Genomic DNA, 19,115 nt, shown 5'->3' with positions numbered 1-19,115 from the left:
CCGCGACGATGCCGAGCACGGTGACGCCGAGCCCGGCATGGGCTAGCGCCGTGCCGAAGGCCGAACGCGGCAGGCCGGAAAGCCGCCGCCAGGCAAGGCTGCCCGCCACCTTGCCGATGCCGGCGCGATACCAGAGATCGGCCACCGCGCCGAGGATGAGGAACAGCCCGGCGGCCAGGCCGAGGACGGCAAGCACCGGCCCGCCATGTTCGATATAGAAGAAGATCAGCGCGGCAAGGAAGGCGAGACCTGCGACGACATAGAGCCGCTGCAGGGCACCCAGCAGATCGCCGCGCTTCCAGGCCAGCATCGGCCCGAAGGGTACGATGACGATCAGCGGCGCCATCAGCAGGCCGAAGGTCAGGTTGAAGAAGGGCGGCCCGACGGAGATCTTGTCGCCGGTCAGCGTTTCCAAGAGCAGCGGATAGAGCGTGCCTGTGAGCACCGTGCCGCAGGCGACCGTCAGGATCAGATTGTTGACGACGAGCGCGCCCTCGCGCGAGATCGGCGCAAACAGCCCGCCGGCCGACAGCTTCGGCGCGCGGAAGGCAAACAGCGACAGCGCCCCGCCGATGAAGATCAGCAGGATGCACAGAATGAAGACGCCGCGGGAGGGGTCGCTGGCAAAGGCATGCACCGAGGTCAGCACGCCGGAGCGCACCAGGAAGGTGCCCATCAGCGACAGCGAGAAGGTGAGGATGGCGAGCAGCACCGTCCAGATCTTCAGCGCCTCGCGCTTTTCCATGACAAGCGCCGAATGCAGCAGCGCGGTGCCGGCGAGCCACGGCATGAAGGAGGCGTTTTCCACCGGGTCCCAGAACCACCAGCCGCCCCAGCCGAGCTCGTAATAGGCCCAGTAGGAGCCCATGGCGATGCCGAGCGTCAGGAAGGTCCAGGCCGCCAGCGTCCAGGGCCGCACCCAGCGTGCCCAGGCAGCGTCGATGCGCCCTTCCATGAGGGCAGCAACGGCAAAGGAGAAGCAGACGGAGAAGCCGACATAGCCGAGATAGAGCAGCGGCGGATGGATCGCCAGACCGGCATCCTGAAGCACCGGGTTGAGATCGCGGCCCTCGGCCGGCGCCGGATCGAGCCGCAGGAAGGGATTGGAGGTCAGCAGGATGAACAGCGTGAAGGCGACCGAAATCCAGGCCTGCACGGCCAATACATTGGCTTTCAGCGTCTCCGGCAGATTGCGGCCGAAAACGGCGACCAGCGCGCTGAACAGCGTCAGGATCAACAGCCAGAGCATCATCGATCCCTCGTGATTGCCCCAGACGCCGGAGTATTTGTAGATCAGCGGCACCAGCGAATGCGAATTCTCCCAGACGTTTTCGACCGAGAAATCCGAGACGACATGGGCATAGGTCAGCACGGCGAAGGAGAAGGCCACAAGCGCAAACATCGCCAGCGAGCCGACCGTCGCCACATCCATCATCGCCCGGTCGTGACGACGGGCTCCGATCACCGGCACGATGGAAAGGATGAGCGCCGTGGCCAGCGCCAGCACCAGCGCGTAATGGCCGATCTCGATGATCATGGCGTCGCCTTCACTTGCTGTTCCTTCACTTCCTGGCCCTGACCTTCCTGGCCTTGGCCTTCCTTCCACAGCCCCTGGGCTTTCAGCTTGTCGGCCACCTCCTTCGGCATATAGGTCTCGTCATGCTTGGCAAGCACGGTGTCGGCGACGAAGATGTTCGTGCCGGCAGTGAACATGCCTTCGGTGACGACGCCCTGGCCCTCGCGGAAGAGATCGGGGAGGATGCCGGTATATTGGACCTTGACGGCATTGGCGCTGCCGTCGGTGACGGCAAATTCCACCGTCGAGCCGGTGCCGCGCACGACACTGCCCTCGCCGACCAGGCCGCCGAGGCGGATGCGGGTTTCCGGCGCCACCGGCGTCTTGGCGAGATCGGCCGGCATGTAGAAATAGGCAACCGACTGGCTGAAGGCGAACATGACAAGCAGCACGGCGGCGAGGATGAAGCCCATGCCACCTGCAATCACCGCCAGGCGCTTCTGTTTGCGCGTCATTGCGTCGCTCCCTCCGGGGCTATGCCGAGTTCCCTGGCCAGCGCCAGCAATTGCCTGCCCTGTTCGCCAGGCGGCGGAAAGGCCGCCAGCCCGCGCTTCAGGGCGCCGGCGGCGCGATCCTTGTCGTTCAATACGGCGTAAGAGCGGACGAGCCGCATCCAGCCCTCGAAATTGTTCGGATCCTCGCTGAGCTTGGCATCGAGGCTTTCGACCATGCCGCGGATCATCTGCTGCCGGTCGCCGGCGTCGGCCGCCGTCACATCCTGCTGCGTGGGATTGCCGGGAGCAGCCGCACCGGCGCCCGGATTGACGTCAGGGCCTGCCGGCGCGCCGCCGTTCATGGCGATATGCTGGTTGACCAGCGGCAGCCACGGCGCATCGGCCGGCGATTGTTTTGCCAGCGCCTCGAAGGCCTGCCGCGCCTCATCGGGCCGTCCCGCCTGCTCCATGCTGAGGGCGATGTAGAAACGGGCGCGCACATTCGCAGGATCGATCTGCAGCAAGTTATTGAGCGCGAGCAGGACATCTTCTCCCACAAGCCCGTTTGAACGAGCCATCAACGCTTCCGAGAGCCCGCCCAGACGCGGTACGCTCGCGCCAAGGATACGAAGCGCGGATCGATATGCCTCGACCGCGTCGTCCGCTCGACCCATCTTGAGGAGAACGGGGGCAAGTAGATCCCACCCCCGACCATCCTGTGGACTGCTGACGAGATGGTCGTGGGTCTTCTTGACAAGGATCGCAAGATCCTCGCCAGGGTCATCAAGTCTGGCCTGCAAAGGTCGCGACTCCAGCTCAGGAGAACCGAGAGAGGCGTAGACTCCGATGCTAATTAGTGGGAGCATCGCAGCGACGGCCAGTCTGACGCGCCTGTGGGAGCGTTGGGGACCGCTAGGCGTCCGTGGCAGATCCATGGACTTGAAGAGCCGTCGCGCTGTTTCCGCCTTGGCAAGTTCGTACTCGTTTGCACCAATCTGTTGCCTCGCCAGCTCCCTTTCGAGTTCGAGGAGCTGGTCCCGGTACACGTGGGCGTCCACGCCGACGTTCGAATGACGGGCGCGAACCGACGACAGCGGATGCACTAGGACTGCGGTTGTTGCGGCCGAGACGACCGCAAAAAGTATCCAGATGATCATTGGTCCAGAAGCCATTGCACGGCCGACCGTATGCACGATCGCTACGTGGAACATTGACCCTGATCAACTATCTCACATTTGATGGGCGTGGTGTGAAGACGTATCCGACGCCGCGAACCGTCTGGATCATCGTCGGTTCCTTTGGGTCAACTTCGACTTTTTTCCGAAGGCGGACGATCTGCGCATCTATCGCCCGGTCGAAGGCCTCCAGGCTGCGGCTTCTCGTTAGGTCCATTAGCTTGTCACGCGACAGCACGCGGCCAGGATTTTGCGCGAAGACCAGAAGCATTTCGAATTCTCCGGTCGTCAAGGAGACGTCCTCTCCCTGCGGAGAAGTTAGCTTCCTTCGACCAACCTGGAGCTTCCAGCCGTCGAACTGGAGGACTTCCTCCTCTGCGTTCGCGGCTCGATCCGTCGGAGGGGTCTGTATCCGCCTCCTTAGTACAGTCCTTAGCCTTGCGAGCAGTTCCCGCAGATGAAATGGCTTTGCAATATAGTCGTCAGCACCAAATTCCAGGCCCACAACCTTGTCGGTCACGTCGTCCTGCCCAGTGAGCATCAGCACCGGAACGTCGGACGTGTTGCGCAACTCCTTCAGCAGTTCGAGGCCGTTCTCTCCATTTGGGAGCACGAGATCGAGAAATATGGCCGAGTAGGACGCCTTGGACAATTCGGCGCGCATGGCGGCGCCATTGCCGACGGCGTTCACCCTGTATCCGTTGTCCTCGAAGTAGCGGACAAGCATCTGTCTGATCCGGGCGTCGTCGTCGACGACCAGAATGCGATCCGGTTCCATGTCCCTCATTCGTCCCGCTGCAATTCTGTTTCAAAACCAGATACCGCAGGATCGGGGACAGCGCTACTGTTGTTCTGGTCATGATAACAGTCCAGATCGTAACCGACCGACTGCGAGCGCTCCCTTCCGAGCAGCAAGTCGTCACAGCTCCGCAGGTCTCGTCCGTCGCGCATCGTGGTTAGCGCTCTCGGGGGGCGCTGAAGAAGACTTCTAACAAGCTTCCCTTAGCTGGGCCACGCTGCCGATACAGACCGTCCGGCCCCTCACGTCCACTCCCGCACCGGAAAGAGCTGCAAAGGCGCGCGACAGCGCCTCGGGAGCGAGCCCAAGCTTTCCGGCAAGAACTCTTTTCTGATAAGGCAGTCGGAACGTCGCCTGAGATGCGGAGTTGGGACACCGGCTCACGAAGTAGTTGGCAACGCGCTGGGCAGCGGTGTGCAGGCGGTCTCCCGCGATGCAGTCCAACGAGCCCAGCAGATGCCTGGCCATGATCCGCATGACGTTGCGCTGGATGCCGCCGTGTTCGGCGGCAAGTGCACGAAGGCCGGGCAGATCGAACTGCGCAAGCTCCACGGGGGCCGCGGCCCAAGCCCCATGCGCGTAGGCGTCCCCCATGGGAACCAGATATTCGCCAAAGCAGTCTCCGGGCTCACAGATGCAGACGTCGGCCTCGCGCCCGCCAGCCTCGGCCTTGGTCAACCGGACCACGCCAGACAGAACGCAAAACACGTGGGACGCTCGCTGTCCTTCGGCCACTATTCGTTCGTTGACCGCGACTGCCCGCAGACCCACCAACTCCAGCATGCTTCGGCATACTTTCTCATCGAGTCCTTCGAAGAGCTCTGACCGCAGTACTATCTCATCATCTAAGGACATCGTCGCCCCCCCTTTAACGGCCTACGACTTAGGCGGATCGTATTCATCGTCAGCGAGCACCCGCCAGGCGGCTCCCTGAAGATCGTCATACTGACCGCTCCGAAGAGACCAAAGAAATGCCGCAAGTCCGGCGCCGCCCATGAGGAGCGCTATCGGAATAAGAAAGATCAGCATGTTCATGCTACTTGACCTCCCCGCCCCTCGCGGCTGGCCGCGAAGCATCTATGACAGGAGATCGCTTGGAGCCTGCGTTGAGCCTGAGAGCGTTCGTAACGACGATGATCGATGAAGTGGACATCGCCACTGCTGCGATCAGGGGCGTGGCAAGTCCCGCCATCGCGATCGGGACGGCCAGCACGTTGTAGCCGATCGCCAGCGCAAAGTTCTGACGTATGAAGGCAGCCGATCGCTTCGCCACTGCGATCGCCTGGGGGACGGCGTCCAGCCGTTCGTTGAAGAATACCAGATCGGCGGACTGCCGGCTGATGTCAGAAGCCGTGGCAGGCGCCATGGAGACATGGGCGGCAGCCAGCGCCGGCGCGTCGTTGATGCCATCTCCCACCATGAGGACGCGATGGCCGGCGTCGCCGATCTTCTGGCACTCGTCGACTTTCTGTTTCGGAGTAAGCGCTCCCATCGCCCGACCGACGCCGAGCGCACGCGCCGCACTGTCTACTACGCTCTGACGATCTCCTGAAACGATCAATGTTCCAAATCCGCCGGATTCGAGTTCTTTGATAACGTCCTGCGCGCCAGCTCGGAGCGCGTCCTCGAAGAAAAAGCGCGCAAGCGCTTCTCCGTTCCTGGAAAGGACGGCTTCGGAGAGCGGGCTGTCGGCCGTCGACGGAGCCGGATCTACGCCGCACGCGAACGCCGCGCTCCCCAGCCTATAGGTCTCCTCGCCACGCATGCCTTCGAGCCCGCCACCGGGAATTTCGCTGACGCGATCAAACGGAGCCGCGACGTGGCCGGCGCTCTGGGCCAACGTCTGGGACAGTGGGTGCCTCGAGTGGACGGCTAGTCCCACCGCTTTCCCCAGATCGGCCTCATGCGCGGCCTCGAGCCTGACCAGCCTTGGACGCCCGATGGTCAGCGTTCCCGTCTTGTCGAAGGCGACCGTGTCGATCTCTGCAAGCCTTTCGAGCGCCGAGCCGTCCTTCACCATGATACCCCTGCGGAAAAGCTCGCCAGCCGCCACGACTTGAACGACTGGAACCGCAAGACCCAGCGCGCATGGGCACGTAATAATAAGCACGGCCACCGCGACCAGCATCGCATGCTTCCAATCGCCGTCGATCAGGCCCCAGGCAAGAAACGAGGCAAGTGCGAGAAGATGGACGACCGGGGAATACAGCGCGGCGGCGCGATCGGCGATACGCCGGTAGCGCGCCCTTCCGCCCTCCGCAGCCTCCATGAGGCTGATGATTTCGGCCAACAGGGAGTCCTTCGCGAGCTTGGTAGCGCGGACCACGAGAGCGCCCGTCAGGTTCATGGCGCCGGAGCTGACCCCGACGCCGACGCCTACGGAGACAGGGGCGCTTTCACCGGTAACGATCGCAAGATCGAGGTCGCTTTCGCCGACCGCGACGGTTCCATCCACCGGAATTCGTTCGCCGGCCGCGACCGCGATCTCGTCTCCCACGACGATCTCGTCAAGCGGAACATAACGGCGCGATCCGTTGGACGACAGGAGCAGCGCACCGCGCGGCGCAAGTCGCGCCAGGCCGTTGATGGCAGCACGGGCTTTTTCGCGCATCACATGGTCGAGCGTCCTGCCGATAAGAAGGAAGAACAACAAGGAGACGGTCGCGTCGAACCAGGCGTGTTCGCCATGATGCGCGGTCTCCCAGAGCGAAACCGCGTAGGAAAGGGTCACGGCCAACGATATCGGCACGTCCATGTTCGTGCGGCCGTGCTTCAACGCGTGCCACGCCGACCGAAAGAAGAACCGCCCCGCGTAAACTAGCGCTGGCGCGGCAATCAGCGCCGAGATCCAGTGGAACATGTCCCTCGTCGCGGCGTCGGCGCCGGACCAGACGGAGACGGACAGAAGCATGATATTGGTGGCTGCAAAGCCGGATACTCCGACTGCCAGGAGAAGCTGGTTCCTTGTCTTGTCGGTCTCGGGCGCCACTGGCGTGAACAGATGCGCACGGTATCCGGCGGCATTGACCGCAGCGATGATACCCGTCGGATCGGTGGCCCCTTCAACGGTTTCTTCAGCGTACACGCAGGTGACGCGCCGCGACGTGAGGTTCACTCTGGCTTTCCGGACGTATGGGAGCGCTGAAACGGCCTTTTCCAAGGTCGATATGCAGCTCCCGCAGTGGACGTCCGGAACGCTCAGGTCGAGCTGCCGGAGTCCTTCGCCTAAGGAATGGCTCACTAGCGCGATTTCCTCGGCGCTGATGAACGTCGTGCTTATCGCGAGAACCCCTTCGGCATCCATCGTGCAGCATGTCATTCGCCGAATCCCGCGGTATCGAGACGGGAGGCCTCGTGCATGACGACTTTGCCTTCCCTGCGCGAGATGACCTCCACGATCCAGTCGCCCGAGCCGACACGGTGCCGGGACTCAAACTGTCCGTCTGCGACTTTCGTGAACGAAATGTGGAAATCTTCGTGATCGCCGACGGGGCGTTTGAAGTTTGCGGTCACGTCGTCGACGATGACAGGAGATCCGTCACGGTTACGGATGTCGTAATGGATTCGGCCGCCGTCGAGCGACAGGCTTCCGATGATTCCGGACGCCGCCATCGCCTTCATATCTGCCGCCTTGCGGTTGAACTCCTGGCTGGCGACATAGGTGTTTTCGACGACCAGACCGCTCCAGCTCGACGAGGCGAACCAGGCCATGATCACGTTGACGCCGATCACCACCGCGAAGAACGAGCACGTGGCGATCAGCATGTGCCTCCCTGTGAATCCTTGACTGGCAGTCGTCATCTGGTATCTCCTGGTGAGTTGAACGCGGCTCGATATGTTGCTCTGTCGGCGTGGGCGGCGTCCTCGATGGCAAAGAGGAACTCGGCGACCGCGGCAGCCGACGGTTTGCTCGTCACAAACACTTTCACGGTGGTCGCAACATCCGGCGCCGCTTCGATGGTGAAAGCTCGGGCGTCTTCTTTGCCGAGCTCGGGAATGCGCATGGTAGCGCCCTCGTCGAGGCCTAGAAGGCTCAGCTCGACCTTGCGTGGAGCCGGCACCATGTTGAGTATTCGCAGCGTGTAGCCGTTGCGGATCGAGCCGTCGCTCTCCATGACGTACTGCGGATTGCGATCGTGGACCACGTTCAGTTCAAGTCCCTCACGCATTGCGAGGTGGACGACCATCGCGACGCCGATCAAAAGCCAGACAGACGCGTAAAACAGCACGCGTGGGCGGAATATGATCCGCCAATCGTAATGTTTGATCGTTTCGATAAACGAGCCATCAGCATTGCGGACCTTCGCGGGCTGCACCGAGGTCCTTCCGCCGTCCGTCGCGATGGCCATGTTGGCGGCGTATTCGCTGAGCGTCGCGTAGGCTATCAGCCCACGAGGCTTCCCGAGCTTGTCCATGACCCCATCGCAGGCGTCGATACACAAAGCGCAGGTGATGCATTCCATCTGCTGACCGTCGCGGATGTCGATGCCCATGGGGCAGACGGCCACACACGCATTGCAGTCGACGCAATCGCCGACGGGCTGTCCGGCAGCCAATGCCTTCTTCGGGTGACGTGAGCGAGCCTCGCCGCGCCAATCGTTGTAGGTGACGACCAAGGAATTTTCGTCGAGCATGGCCCCCTGGATTCGCGGCCAGGGGCACATGTAGGTACAGACCTGTTCGCGCATGAGCCCACCAAGCACGTAGGTGGTGGCGGTAAGTGTGGCGACGGTCGCGTAGGCGACAACCGGCGCCTTTCCGGTGAAAAAGGAGACGAGGAGCGTGGGCGCATCGGCGAAATAGAAGATCCACGCCCCCCCGGTCGCGAGGCCGATGATCAGCCATATCGTGTGCTTGGCGACACGTTTCTTCGCCTTGTCGAAATTCCACGGCCCGGCGTCGAGCTTCATGCGGGCGTTTCGGTCCCCCTCGATCGCGCGCTCGACGACAAGGAAAAGATCGACCCACACCGTCTGCGGACATGCATATCCACACCAGGCCCGCCCGACGGCGGACGTGACCAGGAAGAGACCGAACCCCGCCATGACCAGCAGGCCTGCGACGTAGTAGAATTCCTGAGGCCAGATCTCGATGAAGAAGAAAAAAAATCTGCGTGAGGCCAGATCGATCAGGATAGCCTGATCCGGTGCGTAAGGCCCCCGGTCCCAGCGAATCCAGGGAGCCAAATAATAGATCCCCAGCGTGATCAGCATCACGATCCACTTGAACCGCCGGAAACGGCCCTCGGCACGCTTCGGAAACACCTTCTTTCGCGGAGCGTAGAGGGGTTCATTTTTATGGCGGTTGTTTACGGGTTCAACGTCGATCCGTTCGACCGGCGTGGGATCTGGTGCTGTGTAGAGGTTCATTGCGCTCTGTCCGATTTTCCCTGTCTTCTCAGCTTTGGGAGGACCCGTCCTTGATCCAGGTCAAGGACGACAACTGCTCAAAAAAGTGGGCCGCACTCCGGACAGGGAAACGCGGCCCAAAAAGACTAGATGCCGGCTGGTAGCAGCCCGCCGCAATCGGCTCCTTTGAGAGATGGAGCTTAGGAATGGCCACGCCTCGGAAGAGAACGCGTGGCCTGGAGGAACTGCGGGGGAGAGACCGCCTGGACGTCCTCGAGAGGTTCCTACCTGCTTGTCGGCTTCTGTTCTTTGAGCCCGATCAAACTGATCATCGAATTCCCCATCTTTTCCGCATCCCCTTTTCGGGATCGGGTGTGACGGGCTTTGCGCGCACGGAAACTCGCGAGTGTACGACCGCGCGGGGATTCCATAAAGGGCGAGCAAGGGGTCGTGGTCGTGCGTGGTCATGTTGATCTCCTTCAGGTTCCACCGCCAAGCGAATGGACAAAAATGGTAAGCTCCTTGACCGTTGTCTCACCCAGGCGCGCTGCCCAGGCAGGCATTACGCCATGTTTGGGAGAGGCGACCTGTCGAACGATCGCATCTTCGCCGCGCGCCTTCAGCCAGATTGCGTCGGCGAGGTCCGGCGCACCCATTTCCGCCTTTCCTTTGGCATTCTCGCCGTGACATGCGGCGCAGTTGTCGAGGAAGATCTGTTTTCCCGCCTCTGCGAGAGCGGGGTCCGAGGGCGTATTGCTCAGCCCCCACACATAGGCGGCGACCTGCCGCATCTGGACAGGCTCCAGAACGTCGCCAAAGGCCGGCATCTCGGAAGCGTGGGTTTCGGCATCCGAGTCGAAGCGGATCCCATGGGCGATCGTGGTCTGGATGGCATCCAGATCTCCGCCCCACAGCCACTCGTCATCGTTGAGGTTCGGAAAGCCCGGACCGCCGCTCGCCCCGGAGCCATGACAGGGCGCGCAGTTCACCTTGAACGCGGACGCGCCGCCGGCGCTCGCAAATTCACGAAGAGCAGGATCCGCGTCGATCTCCTGCACCGTTTTGGCAGCGATCAGATCATGGAACTTCGTCTGGGATGCCTTGGCGAGATCAAGCTCCTGCTGCAGTTCGGCGCGAGTTGAGTAGCCGAGATAGCCCTTCGTGGCGGAAGTGAACATCGGGATGGCTGGATAAGCGATCGCGTAGCCGATCGCCCATAGAATACAGACATAGAACGTCCAGACCCACCATCTCGGCATCGGATTGTTGAGCTCGCGGATACCATCCCATTCATGACCGGTAGTCTCGACGCCGCTGATTTCATCGATATGCTTGTCCGACATCTCAGTCATCCTTCAGGGGAATATCGGCTGCTTCCGCCGCCGTCTGCTTGCTGCCGGGGCGAAGGGTGTAGACGACGGCGCCTACGAAGAACGCGGCCATTGCCAGCAGGCCCCAACTGTCGGCGAAGTGCCGCATCGCTGTGTACGTTTCCATTGCATCGCCTCATCGATAGCCGGTTGCGTCGTCGTAGGTTGAAAAGTCGACCAACGTCCCAAGCATCTGCAGGTAGGAGACGAGTGCGTCCATCTCCGTGAGCGTCTGCGGATCGCCGTCGAAGTCGCCGGTCTTGGCCTTCGGATAGCGCTCTAGCAGCGCCGTGGTGTCGGCGTTCGGATCGGCCTGCATCTTCATGTCGGCTTCGGCATTGGCCATCATGTCGTCGGTATAGGGAACGCCGACGTCCTCGTTGGCCTTGAGGTCCATGCCAATATCCGTGACCGAAAGCTCCTTCGACTTGAGGAACTCATACTTCGGCATGATGGATTCAGGCACCACGGCCCGCGGATCGGAAAGATGCTGGACGTGCCACTCGTTCGAATAGCGGCCGCCGACGCGCGCAAGGTCCGGCCCGGTTCGCTTCGAACCCCATTGGAATGGGTGGTCGTACATCGATTCCGCAGCCAGAGAGTAATGACCGTAACGTTCCACCTCGTCGCGGAACGGCCTTATCATCTGGCTGTGGCAGAGATAGCAGCCTTCGCGAATGTAAATGTTTCGGCCGGCCAGCTCGAGTGGCGTATAGGGACGCATCCCCTCCACCTTTTCAATCGTATTCTGCAGGTAGAACAGCGGTGCGATTTCGACGATGCCGCCGATGCTGACGACGAGCAGCGAGCCGACGAGAAGAAGCGTTGCGTTCTTCTCGAGGATCTTATGTTTATCAAGTATCGATGCCATTTTCTCACCTCACTCGGCAGGCTGTGCCTGGGGCACGTATGCGGTCGGAATGGCTGCCTCGTCGCGGAGATGGCCGCGGACCGTCATGAAGACGTTCCATGCCATCACCAGGCCGCCGGCCAGATACAGGCCGCCTCCGACGACGCGGAGCACGTAGTATGGGAACATCGCGGCCACGGTCTCGGCGAACGAGTAGACGAGGAAGCCCTGCGAATTGTACTCGCGCCACATAAGGCCCTGCTGGATCCCGGCCACCCAGAGCACGGCGGCGTAGATGACGATGCCGAGTGTAGCGAGCCAGAAGTGCCAGTTGACCATCCGCAGACTGTAGAGACGTTCACGTCCCCAGAGCTTGGGCGTCAGGTAGTAGATTGCACCAAAGGTGATCATGCCGACCCAGCCGAGGGCTCCCGAATGTACGTGGCCGATCGTCCATTCTGTATAGTGGCTCAGCGAGTTGACGGTCTTTATCGACATCATCGGGCCCTCGAAAGTCGACATGCCATAAAAGGCGATGGCGACGATCATCATGCGGATGATAGGGTCGGTCCGAACCTTGTCCCAGGCCCCGGAAAGGGTCATGAGGCCGTTGATCATGCCGCCCCAGGAAGGCATCCAGAGCATGACCGAGAAGACCATGCCGAGCGTCTGCGCCCAGTCTGGAAGCGCCGTATAGTGCAGATGATGCGGACCCGCCCATATGTACATGAAGATCAACGCCCAGAAATGGATGATCGACAGCCGGTAGGAATAGACCGGGCGGTTCGCTTGCTTGGGCACGAAGTAGTACATCATGCCCAGGAAGCCCGCGGTAAGGAAGAAGCCGACCGCATTGTGGCCGTACCACCACTGTGTCAGCGCGTCCTGAACGCCGGAGAAGACCGAGTAGCTCTTCGAGCCAAGGAAGGACACCGGAACGGCAAGGTTGTTCACCACATGCAGCATCGCGATCGTCACGATGAAGCCAAGGTAGAACCAGTTCGCCACATAGATGTGCGGTTCCCTGCGCTTTAGGATCGTCCCCAAATAGACGGCCAGGTATGCCACCCAGACGATGGTCAGCCAGATGTCCACGTACCATTCCGGTTCCGCATATTCGCGCGCCTGGTTGATCCCCAGGACGTAGCCTGTCGCGGCCATGACGATGAAGAGCTGATAGCCCCAGAAAACGAACCACGCCAAGCTGCCGCCGAAAAGGCGCGCATGGCACGTACGCTGAACGACGTAGAATGAGGTCATGATGAGCGCGTTGCCGCCGAAGGCGAAGATGACGGCGGAGGTGTGCACAGGTCGAAGACGGCCGAAATTGAGATAAGGCGCTAGATTGAGGTCCGGGAAGGCCAACTGCGCGGCGACGACTACGCCGACGAGAAAGCCGATTACGCCCCAGAAGACCGTAGCGATCAGTCCGTACCGGATCACCTCGTCAAAATAGCCTGACGTGTCGACCTTCTGCTGTCTTCCAGCGGGCGAAAAATCGACGTTCCTCACCAGCAGCAGGGTGCCAACGGACAAGCAGAAGCATAATATGCCCATGTGGACCGAAAATAGATTATCGTGCGCGAATGCGGCTCCTAGCAGCGCTAGGAAAGCAGCGACCGCGACCACTGCCGTTTCCGTTGTATAATTCATCACGTCGTCCCCAGTGCCCAGACGACCGCAACGCGGCCGGCTTTCTCGTACTTTGAGGCAGGACTGGCATGGGGGCGGCCTCTGCTCCTTGATCTAAATCAACGAAGGACGACTTTGGGGGCCGCATCCCGCGGCTGTTACAAACGGTTACACAGTCTCACCATTTGAAACCCGCCAATCATTGTCGTGTGACGTGCGTGCCTTCTATTGCATCCATCGAAAACGCGGGGACACCAAGATGCTGATGCAGAATCGCCAAGGCTTCCAACAGATCGAAGCCACCACGAGCAATGCGCGCGGCGGTCCCTCGCTCGGTTCCGTATTCAATATGTCGCCACTGGAATCGGTTTCGGCCGGAAAGGCCATCTGCTGGGAGGGCGACGCAGCGAAACACCTCTTCCAGGTCGTCGAAGGCGTCGTCCGGCTCCAGCGCATCATCGGCGAAGGACGCCGCGTGATCACGGCTTTTCACTTCGCGGGCGACGTTGTCGGCGCCTTTCTTCAGAACGACTTCCTCTTCACAGCCGAGGCAGTCACCGACTGCAAGATTCGGCGTGTCGCACGCAAGAGGTTTCTTGAGGAGGTTGGGCGATGCGACCTGCTGCGTCCCGAATACATCTCTCTGCTCTGCAACGAGACCGTCGCCGCTCATGACCAGATGGTGCTTCTGTCCAAGAAGAATGCCGAAGAGCGGCTTTGCAGCTTCATCGCCAGGCTGGTGTTCCGTCACAACGCCGGGGTCAATAAGGGCCTGCTGCGGATCCCCATGAACCGCCAGGATATTGCGGACTACCTCGGCCTGACGATCGAAACGGTATCCCGCACAATCACAAAGCTCGCTTCCCGGAACATCGTTGTTCCGGAAGGGCGTCATGACCTGAGAATCGTGAACTTGCGCCGTTTGCAGGAACTCTCAGGCAACCCAGATGATTTCTCGGAGAAAACCTGCCATAGCGTCAGTCTCCACTAATTGAACGCCGGACAAGCCATGCCTCACCGTCTCGTATCGCCACGAACAGCCTCCTATCAGGAGCTTGACGTAATGGTTCACGTGCTGGACGGCGCCGATATCCTGATCCATCGGTTCGAGGGCACCATCAGCCATTGGTCGATCGGCTGCGAGAACATGTATGGCTGGACCAGGGACGAGGCGGTCGGCGAGAACGTCTACGAACTGCTCGCCACCAGGTTTCCGGAGCCGGTGGACGAAATAAGAAATCAGATCAAGCAACGCGGGTTCTGGCAGGGCGAAATCATCCATCGTCACAAAAGCGGGCATGAGATCCACGCCGCCTCCCGCTGCGTGCTTGTGAACCTTCCCGACGGCGACCTGGCCATCATTCAGACCAACAGCGACGTCAGCGCCCTGAAACAGGCTCAGGACGCGGTCAAGTCCCGCGAGGCCCATCTAAGTTCCATTCTCGACACCGTTCCGGATGCGATGGTGGTCATCGACCATAAAGGAATGGTGCTTTCATTCAGCAAGGCGGCAGAAAAGCTGTTCGGGATGGCCTCCGATCAGATCTGTGGGCGCAATGTTAGAAACCTGATGCCGAATCCCTATCGTGACGCCCACGACGGCTACATCGGCCACTACATCGAGACGGGTGAAAAGCGGATCATCGGCTACGGCCGAGTCGTCACCGGCCAGCGGGCCGACGGCACCCAATTTCCGATGGAGTTACACGTCGGGGAAGCGACGGCAAACGGTGAACGGATCTTCACCGGTTTCGTCCGTGATCTGACAAGCCGCTTCAAGATCGAGGAAGATCTCCGCCAGGCTCAGAAGATGGAAGCCGTGGGGCAGTTGACGGGCGGCCTGGCCCACGACTTCAACAACCTTCTGACCGTGATCAGCGGGAATCTCGAGATGATCGAGGACAAGCTACCCCCCGGCAAGCTTCGAGACATCCTGAGGGAGGCGCAGGACGCGGCGGCCGACGGCGCGAAACTTACGGGCCAGTTGCTTGCCTTCGGCCGGCGTCAGCCTCTCAATCCCAAGCATGCCGATCTCGGTCAGCTCGTGACAGGTTTTTCTGATCTGCTTAGGAGAACCCTCGGAGAAGACATCAAGCTCTCCACGACGATCGCGGGATCCGATCTGAACGTGGTGGTCGACAGCTCACAGCTTCAGAACGCTATTCTCAACATCGCTCTCAACGCTCGCGACGCCATGCCCAAGGGGGGCAGTCTGACCACCGAAATCTCGCGCGTCCACCTGGATTCAGATTATGCGAAGATGTACCCAGAGGTCCGCAGCGGCAATTTCGTGCTCATTTCCGTCACCGACACGGGCGTCGGAATGACGGACGAAGTGAAGAAGCACGCCATTGAGCCATTCTTCACCACGAAAGAGGTCGGATCGGGAACGGGACTGGGTCTCAGCATGGTCTACGGCTTCGTCAAGCAGTCCGGGGGCCATTTTCAGATATACAGCGAGGTAGGTCGAGGCACCACCATACGGATCTACCTTCCGGCCCTGACAGGATCCAAACTGCAGAAGCCAGATTCAGAAGACGGCAAACAAGCCAATCCGCTTCCGCGAGGAAGCGAAAGCATTCTTGTGGTGGAGGATGATCCACGCGTTCGCCGGGTAGCCGTCGCGCGGCTCGCCGACATGGGATACGTGGTGCTTGAAGCGGAGAACGGCCGTGAAGCATTGGGAATCTTGCGCGACCACCAGGAAATCGCGCTCCTGTTCACAGACATCGTCATGCCGGGCGGAATGACCGGAGACGAGGTGGCGAGGGAGGCTCGCCTCCTTCGGCCCGACGTCGCCGTCCTCTTCACCTCCGGGTACTCGGAGCCGGCCCTCGCGACAACGGATGTCATCTCCGGCGCTCGATGGCTTCGCAAGCCGTACACTGCGAGGGAACTGGCGTCCATGATCCGGGAGCTTTTCGATCGGCATTGACGTCTGGGACTGGAAGCATTTGAAGGACGATCCTAGTACCACGGCGCCTTGCTGTCACAGTCCGTCCTGACGCGGCAGAGAACGCACGTTCCCCCGCGCGGCCGACAAGGTCGCGAAGCAGTCAGACGTGTTCTCGGCGGGCGATGCCTGCACACGCGTCGCCACATCGAAACGACTCGCTCAAGGGGATCCCGATTGCGGCCGCCAGTCAGCGCAACAGCTTGGTTGCGCCTCGATCCGCTTGGTGTGCCCCAAACAAATATCTTGCAGGTACCTCGCGCCTCCTGATGCAAGACGCAGCGGGAAACGGCTTAGGTCGGCCATAGAAGCCTTCTAGGGATGGTCGCCAAGAAGCTTTCTTCTCGAAACCGCTGCCGCTCGTCTCAATTGCGTGCGAAGGCTGCGCCCATCTTTCTAGATTTGGTCATCGTGCTTATCTTGTTTGGTCGTGGCAAGATACCTGAACTGATGGCCGACGTTGCACACGGCATAAAGGCATTTAAGAAGGGGATGCAGGACGATCATGTCCGCGTTGGTAACGACGCGACGCAACCTGAGCGTTCTTCGGAGCGAGCGCGGGATAATGAATAGCTGGCACTGGGACATCGCAAGGTGGAACGCTCGCAATGGCCCTGCCCTCGTCCTTGTCTCGGAGACGCCCGTAAGCTGTTCCAAAGTCGCCGCGAGCTCGCGACGCCCCGCTTGTTATCGGGTGTCATCGAGCATAAGTGCCGTGGCGAGATAGCCAACGCCGAGGGTGCTGGCGAACAGGTACACGAACATACCCTGGGCGATGTAATAATCCGTCGAACTAGCTGAGGAAATTCCGGCAAACCCGTTGCTCCATACGACGAGCCCTACCACGCACCCCAATCCGGCGCCGGCAGCGATGCGCGTCAGCATGAATGAAATCAACCGAGGCATCTTGCGTCTCCTTGGTCTTCGCGCTCAACGTACGAGCGCTGATCAAGTTCCGGCGGCGAAGTCACGTTCGATTAAATAGATGGGCAGGAGTTCCCCCTGGTATGGGGGCTTGGCCAGATAGTCGTCCGCGCCAGCATCGAGCCCGATTATGCGCTCGTTGATCGCATTGCGCGCCGTCAGGACAACTACCGGCGTCTGCGTCCCCGAAGCGCGAAGCGACTTCAAGACGTCGACATCATCTTCGTCCGGCAGACCGAGGTCGAGTAGCAGGAGATCATAGTCGCCGCCAAATTGGGCAAGCCGTCCTTCCTGCGCCGTCTCAAAGGCGTCGATCTTCCAGCCTTCGTCCCTGATTGCCTCGCAAAGAAGGTCGCGAAGCCGGGCGCGGTGCTCGATGAGCAGAATCCCCATGCATTCTTTCGGCCCGTGACCATCGCCCAGACGAGATTCTCCCGATGCCTCAAACTCCAATAGGATGCGATAGCTGTCGGTTTGCTTCAGCATCATTGAAACGCGCCCTGGCGTTCCACCCAAGTATTTGCGCTACGGCATACCAGGTTAAACGGATTTTTACCTCGCCTCTTATCCAGGTTGCAACGCCGTACCTATAGGACTTCCCTGACCGTCCGATGCACGAGGTCCAACGTGAACGATACCGCCGCCGCGCTGAAGAACGCGAAATATCAGATAGGCAAACTTCGTAAAGCGATTAGCGAGAGTTCATCAGCTGGCGCAGGAGATCGAAAAGCTGGAATCTCACTTACCGCTCCAGGAGAGCCGGGAATTCCTTATGACCCGCTGCGGCCTTATGCCGAGCGAAATCAAGACCTGCTCACAGTTCTCGCGGAAGCTCAAAGATTACGAGGAGTTCCTCCAGAAGAATGCCGTCTCGTACGACGTCATCCGCGGTCTCATTACCACGAATTCGACGGTTCGCGAGATCGCCCTGGCCCAGATCGCTTCCGGCGTCCGCTTCGACACCTCCGACCTGAGAGCAGTCCGGCGCGGAGTTGCCGATAGCAAGCTCACCGAATTTCAGTATCAGGCTCGCGCTAGCAAGAAGGCCATGCCCGACGCCGCCCGCCGGCGCTCGGCCGAGACCGTGTAGGAGTTCCAGTGCGACGCGGTCGCGCTTTTGGAGAAAGTCGCGGCGCTTCCGACAGCGACGACGAGGAGCTCCACGTCACGACAAATGGCGGAGATCGCGCAGGACGCAGCCCGGCTGCTACCCGTGTTCGAGACGATCGCCGGATCCGACCATCCGCGCGAGGGTGAACAAAGGCGGCGACATCGGCAGCAAAAGGCGAACCGCGTCGAAAAAACCTCGTTTTCACTATCCGCAAATTGCTGCCGAAGCGGTCGTTAGCACAGTGTTAGCGCGAGCCACCTAGTGTGGTGACGCCATGGGAAACCCGGTTGTCCGTTGAAAACAGGACAAGCAGAATGAAGACCAGCCCTGCCGCGGCTTACGGAGGTTACATGAAACTGGTTCTAGGCAGCGTAATATTGGCGTCTGCCATACTGCTATCCAGCTTGTCGGGATTCGCAGCTTCGGGAGGATGGCATTCCGATGGGCAAGGGACGAGATACTGGCACGTCACTCCACCGCCCGGGCAATGTAATATAAGCCAAGCGAAGAACAGGGCGCTTCGGGCCGGCATCTATCGTAGCGAGATTATACAGGAGGATGATAATGTCATCGTGCTCAGAGGTCTGGATGAATCGGGCGACCGGCGAACGATCGGTTTCGGCAACATCAGGGGGTGCCCCGAGTTGGAAGGGTATGAGGATAGTCCAAACTTCTGAGGACATAGTTAGAGTTTGTTCAGCGAATTTTTCCAGTTCCGACCGACGTGCGCATTTCTGGGCAAGCATCGCGTCTGTACCGATCGACAAGGCTGGCGGATAGCAGCGCATCGGATGCCTCATTCCCAACTGGCCTGCCCTGTTGATCCGGGTTTAAGGTCGAAGCATGTTCTGGTCAGCCGCCAGGTGGGAGTTGAGGTCGCGTGTTCGGGGAGATCGAAGGTCGGGAGCGGTTGTAACCGTTTCAGAGCGGCGGGGATTTCAGA

19 protein-coding genes and 1 pseudogene are annotated in these 19,115 nt (G+C 60.5%); 5 read left to right on the top strand and 15 right to left on the bottom strand.

The window, feature by feature from the left end; translation table 11 throughout:
• The 13 genes from ACIPSK_RS23855 to ccoN form a co-directional block, all read right to left on the bottom strand.
• Window positions 1-1,537: heme lyase CcmF/NrfE family subunit (locus tag ACIPSK_RS23855; protein WP_446532974.1), on the bottom strand; the 1,537-nt coding region annotated here is incomplete at its 3' end.
• Window positions 1,534-2,031 (bottom strand): cytochrome c maturation protein CcmE, encoded by a 498-nt coding sequence (gene ccmE / locus ACIPSK_RS23850; protein ID WP_446532973.1) that lies wholly within the window; start codon window positions 2,029-2,031, stop codon window positions 1,534-1,536. The genes ccmE and ACIPSK_RS23855, both read right to left, overlap by 4 nt.
• On the bottom strand, window positions 2,028-3,167 hold the full coding sequence (gene ccmI, locus ACIPSK_RS23845) for a c-type cytochrome biogenesis protein CcmI (protein WP_432653293.1): 1,140 nt from the start codon (window positions 3,165-3,167) through the stop codon (window positions 2,028-2,030). Before ccmI ends, ccmE begins: the two co-directional genes overlap by 4 nt.
• A 67-nt stretch (window positions 3,168-3,234) precedes the next feature.
• Window positions 3,235-3,963 (bottom strand): response regulator, encoded by a 729-nt coding sequence (locus ACIPSK_RS23840; RefSeq protein ID WP_085991563.1) that lies wholly within the window; start codon window positions 3,961-3,963, stop codon window positions 3,235-3,237.
• A gap of 210 nt (window positions 3,964-4,173) precedes the next feature.
• On the bottom strand, window positions 4,174-4,839 hold the full coding sequence (locus tag ACIPSK_RS23835) for a Crp/Fnr family transcriptional regulator (RefSeq protein ID WP_026154300.1): 666 nt from the start codon (window positions 4,837-4,839) through the stop codon (window positions 4,174-4,176).
• A 21-nt stretch (window positions 4,840-4,860) separates the two neighbouring features.
• A complete protein-coding gene (gene ccoS, locus ACIPSK_RS23830) occupies window positions 4,861-5,019 on the bottom strand; it encodes a cbb3-type cytochrome oxidase assembly protein CcoS (protein ID WP_017965701.1) in 159 nt (52 codons plus the stop codon).
• 1 nt (window position 5,020) lies between these two features.
• Window positions 5,021-7,303, bottom strand: a complete 2,283-nt coding sequence (locus tag ACIPSK_RS23825) for a cation-translocating P-type ATPase (protein WP_162118036.1) — start codon at window positions 7,301-7,303, stop codon at window positions 5,021-5,023.
• Window positions 7,300-7,785: a FixH family protein gene (locus tag ACIPSK_RS23820; protein WP_017965703.1), complete on the bottom strand. Its 486-nt coding sequence runs from the start codon at window positions 7,783-7,785 to the stop codon at window positions 7,300-7,302. Before ACIPSK_RS23820 ends, ACIPSK_RS23825 begins: the two co-directional genes overlap by 4 nt.
• Complete coding sequence (gene ccoG / locus ACIPSK_RS23815; RefSeq protein ID WP_162118035.1) at window positions 7,782-9,353, bottom strand: cytochrome c oxidase accessory protein CcoG; 1,572 nt, start codon at window positions 9,351-9,353, stop codon at window positions 7,782-7,784. Before ccoG ends, ACIPSK_RS23820 begins: the two co-directional genes overlap by 4 nt.
• A 458-nt stretch (window positions 9,354-9,811) precedes the next feature.
• The gene (gene ccoP / locus ACIPSK_RS23810) at window positions 9,812-10,675 is read right to left on the bottom strand and encodes a cytochrome-c oxidase, cbb3-type subunit III (protein ID WP_017965706.1); all 864 of its coding nucleotides are present in this window, start codon (window positions 10,673-10,675) and stop codon (window positions 9,812-9,814) included.
• 1 nt (window position 10,676) lies between these two features.
• Window positions 10,677-10,829, bottom strand: coding sequence for a CcoQ/FixQ family Cbb3-type cytochrome c oxidase assembly chaperone (locus ACIPSK_RS23805; protein WP_017965707.1), 153 nt, complete (start codon window positions 10,827-10,829; stop codon window positions 10,677-10,679).
• Between the two features lie 9 nt (window positions 10,830-10,838).
• On the bottom strand, window positions 10,839-11,573 hold the full coding sequence (gene ccoO, locus ACIPSK_RS23800; protein ID WP_017965708.1) for a cytochrome-c oxidase, cbb3-type subunit II: 735 nt from the start codon (window positions 11,571-11,573) through the stop codon (window positions 10,839-10,841).
• Between the two features lie 9 nt (window positions 11,574-11,582).
• Window positions 11,583-13,205 (bottom strand): cytochrome-c oxidase, cbb3-type subunit I, encoded by a 1,623-nt coding sequence (gene ccoN, locus ACIPSK_RS23795; RefSeq protein WP_162118034.1) that lies wholly within the window; start codon window positions 13,203-13,205, stop codon window positions 11,583-11,585.
• Window positions 13,206-13,443: 238 nt separating this feature from the next.
• On the opposite strand from ccoN, the gene ACIPSK_RS23790 reads away from it, so the two are divergent.
• From ACIPSK_RS23790 to ACIPSK_RS23780, 3 genes are all read left to right on the top strand, one after another.
• Window positions 13,444-14,175 (top strand): Crp/Fnr family transcriptional regulator, encoded by a 732-nt coding sequence (locus ACIPSK_RS23790; protein WP_162118033.1) that lies wholly within the window; start codon window positions 13,444-13,446, stop codon window positions 14,173-14,175.
• 18 nt (window positions 14,176-14,193) lie between these two features.
• Entirely contained in the window at window positions 14,194-16,119 is a 1,926-nt protein-coding gene (locus ACIPSK_RS23785) for a hybrid sensor histidine kinase/response regulator (protein ID WP_026154302.1), read from the top strand.
• Window positions 16,120-16,458: 339 nt separating this feature from the next.
• Window positions 16,459-16,710 carry a twin-arginine translocase TatA/TatE family subunit gene (locus tag ACIPSK_RS23780; RefSeq protein WP_162118032.1) on the top strand — a complete coding sequence of 84 codons (252 nt, stop codon included), beginning with the start codon at window positions 16,459-16,461 and terminating at the stop codon, window positions 16,708-16,710.
• 114 nt (window positions 16,711-16,824) lie between these two features.
• Here the strand turns inward: ACIPSK_RS23780 and ACIPSK_RS23775 are convergent, their stop codons facing one another.
• Both ACIPSK_RS23775 and ACIPSK_RS23770 read right to left on the bottom strand, forming a co-directional pair.
• On the bottom strand, window positions 16,825-17,043 hold the full coding sequence (locus ACIPSK_RS23775; protein ID WP_017965712.1) for a hypothetical protein: 219 nt from the start codon (window positions 17,041-17,043) through the stop codon (window positions 16,825-16,827).
• Window positions 17,044-17,127: 84 nt separating this feature from the next.
• Window positions 17,128-17,454: pseudogene (locus ACIPSK_RS23770) on the bottom strand (response regulator); the annotation flags it as partial.
• 379 nt (window positions 17,455-17,833) lie between these two features.
• On the opposite strand from ACIPSK_RS23770, the gene ACIPSK_RS23765 reads away from it, so the two are divergent.
• A complete protein-coding gene (locus ACIPSK_RS23765; protein WP_162118031.1) occupies window positions 17,834-18,151 on the top strand; it encodes a hypothetical protein in 318 nt (105 codons plus the stop codon).
• 335 nt (window positions 18,152-18,486) lie between these two features.
• Complete coding sequence (locus ACIPSK_RS23760; RefSeq protein ID WP_246709806.1) at window positions 18,487-18,849, top strand: hypothetical protein; 363 nt, start codon at window positions 18,487-18,489, stop codon at window positions 18,847-18,849.
• The last annotated feature ends 266 nt before the right edge of the window (window positions 18,850-19,115 follow it).

The sequence above is a fragment of the Rhizobium sp. LARHSG275 genome, from assembly GCF_052871115.1.
Note: the sequence above shows the minus strand (reverse complement) of the source record. Positions and strands in the feature narration are given on the sequence as shown.

Bases quoted from the DNA above. Each gene is read 5' to 3' on its own strand.
- ACIPSK_RS23790 (WP_162118033.1), top strand. From the start codon at position 13,444: ATGCTGATGCAGAATCGCCAAGGCTTCCAACAGATCGAAGCCACCACG.
- ccoS (WP_017965701.1), bottom strand. From the start codon at position 5,019: ATGAACATGCTGATCTTTCTTATTCCGATAGCGCTCCTCATGGGCGGC.
- ACIPSK_RS23785 (WP_026154302.1), top strand. From the start codon at position 14,194: ATGCCTCACCGTCTCGTATCGCCACGAACAGCCTCCTATCAGGAGCTT.
- ACIPSK_RS23760 (WP_246709806.1), top strand. From the start codon at position 18,487: ATGAAGACCAGCCCTGCCGCGGCTTACGGAGGTTACATGAAACTGGTT.
- ccoP (WP_017965706.1), bottom strand. From the start codon at position 10,675: ATGTCGGACAAGCATATCGATGAAATCAGCGGCGTCGAGACTACCGGT.
- ACIPSK_RS23805 (WP_017965707.1), bottom strand. From the start codon at position 10,829: ATGGAAACGTACACAGCGATGCGGCACTTCGCCGACAGTTGGGGCCTG.
- ACIPSK_RS23775 (WP_017965712.1), bottom strand. From the start codon at position 17,043: ATGCCTCGGTTGATTTCATTCATGCTGACGCGCATCGCTGCCGGCGCC.
- ccmI (WP_432653293.1), bottom strand. From the start codon at position 3,167: ATGATCATCTGGATACTTTTTGCGGTCGTCTCGGCCGCAACAACCGCA.
- ccoG (WP_162118035.1), bottom strand. From the start codon at position 9,353: ATGAACCTCTACACAGCACCAGATCCCACGCCGGTCGAACGGATCGAC.
- ACIPSK_RS23820 (WP_017965703.1), bottom strand. From the start codon at position 7,785: ATGACGACTGCCAGTCAAGGATTCACAGGGAGGCACATGCTGATCGCC.
- ACIPSK_RS23840 (WP_085991563.1), bottom strand. From the start codon at position 3,963: ATGGAACCGGATCGCATTCTGGTCGTCGACGACGACGCCCGGATCAGA.
- ACIPSK_RS23835 (WP_026154300.1), bottom strand. From the start codon at position 4,839: ATGTCCTTAGATGATGAGATAGTACTGCGGTCAGAGCTCTTCGAAGGA.
- ccoO (WP_017965708.1), bottom strand. From the start codon at position 11,573: ATGGCATCGATACTTGATAAACATAAGATCCTCGAGAAGAACGCAACG.
- ccmE (WP_446532973.1), bottom strand. From the start codon at position 2,031: ATGACGCGCAAACAGAAGCGCCTGGCGGTGATTGCAGGTGGCATGGGC.
- ACIPSK_RS23765 (WP_162118031.1), top strand. From the start codon at position 17,834: ATGACCCGCTGCGGCCTTATGCCGAGCGAAATCAAGACCTGCTCACAG.
- ACIPSK_RS23780 (WP_162118032.1), top strand. From the start codon at position 16,459: ATGGTCGCCAAGAAGCTTTCTTCTCGAAACCGCTGCCGCTCGTCTCAA.
- ACIPSK_RS23825 (WP_162118036.1), bottom strand. From the start codon at position 7,303: ATGACATGCTGCACGATGGATGCCGAAGGGGTTCTCGCGATAAGCACG.
- ccoN (WP_162118034.1), bottom strand. From the start codon at position 13,205: ATGAATTATACAACGGAAACGGCAGTGGTCGCGGTCGCTGCTTTCCTA.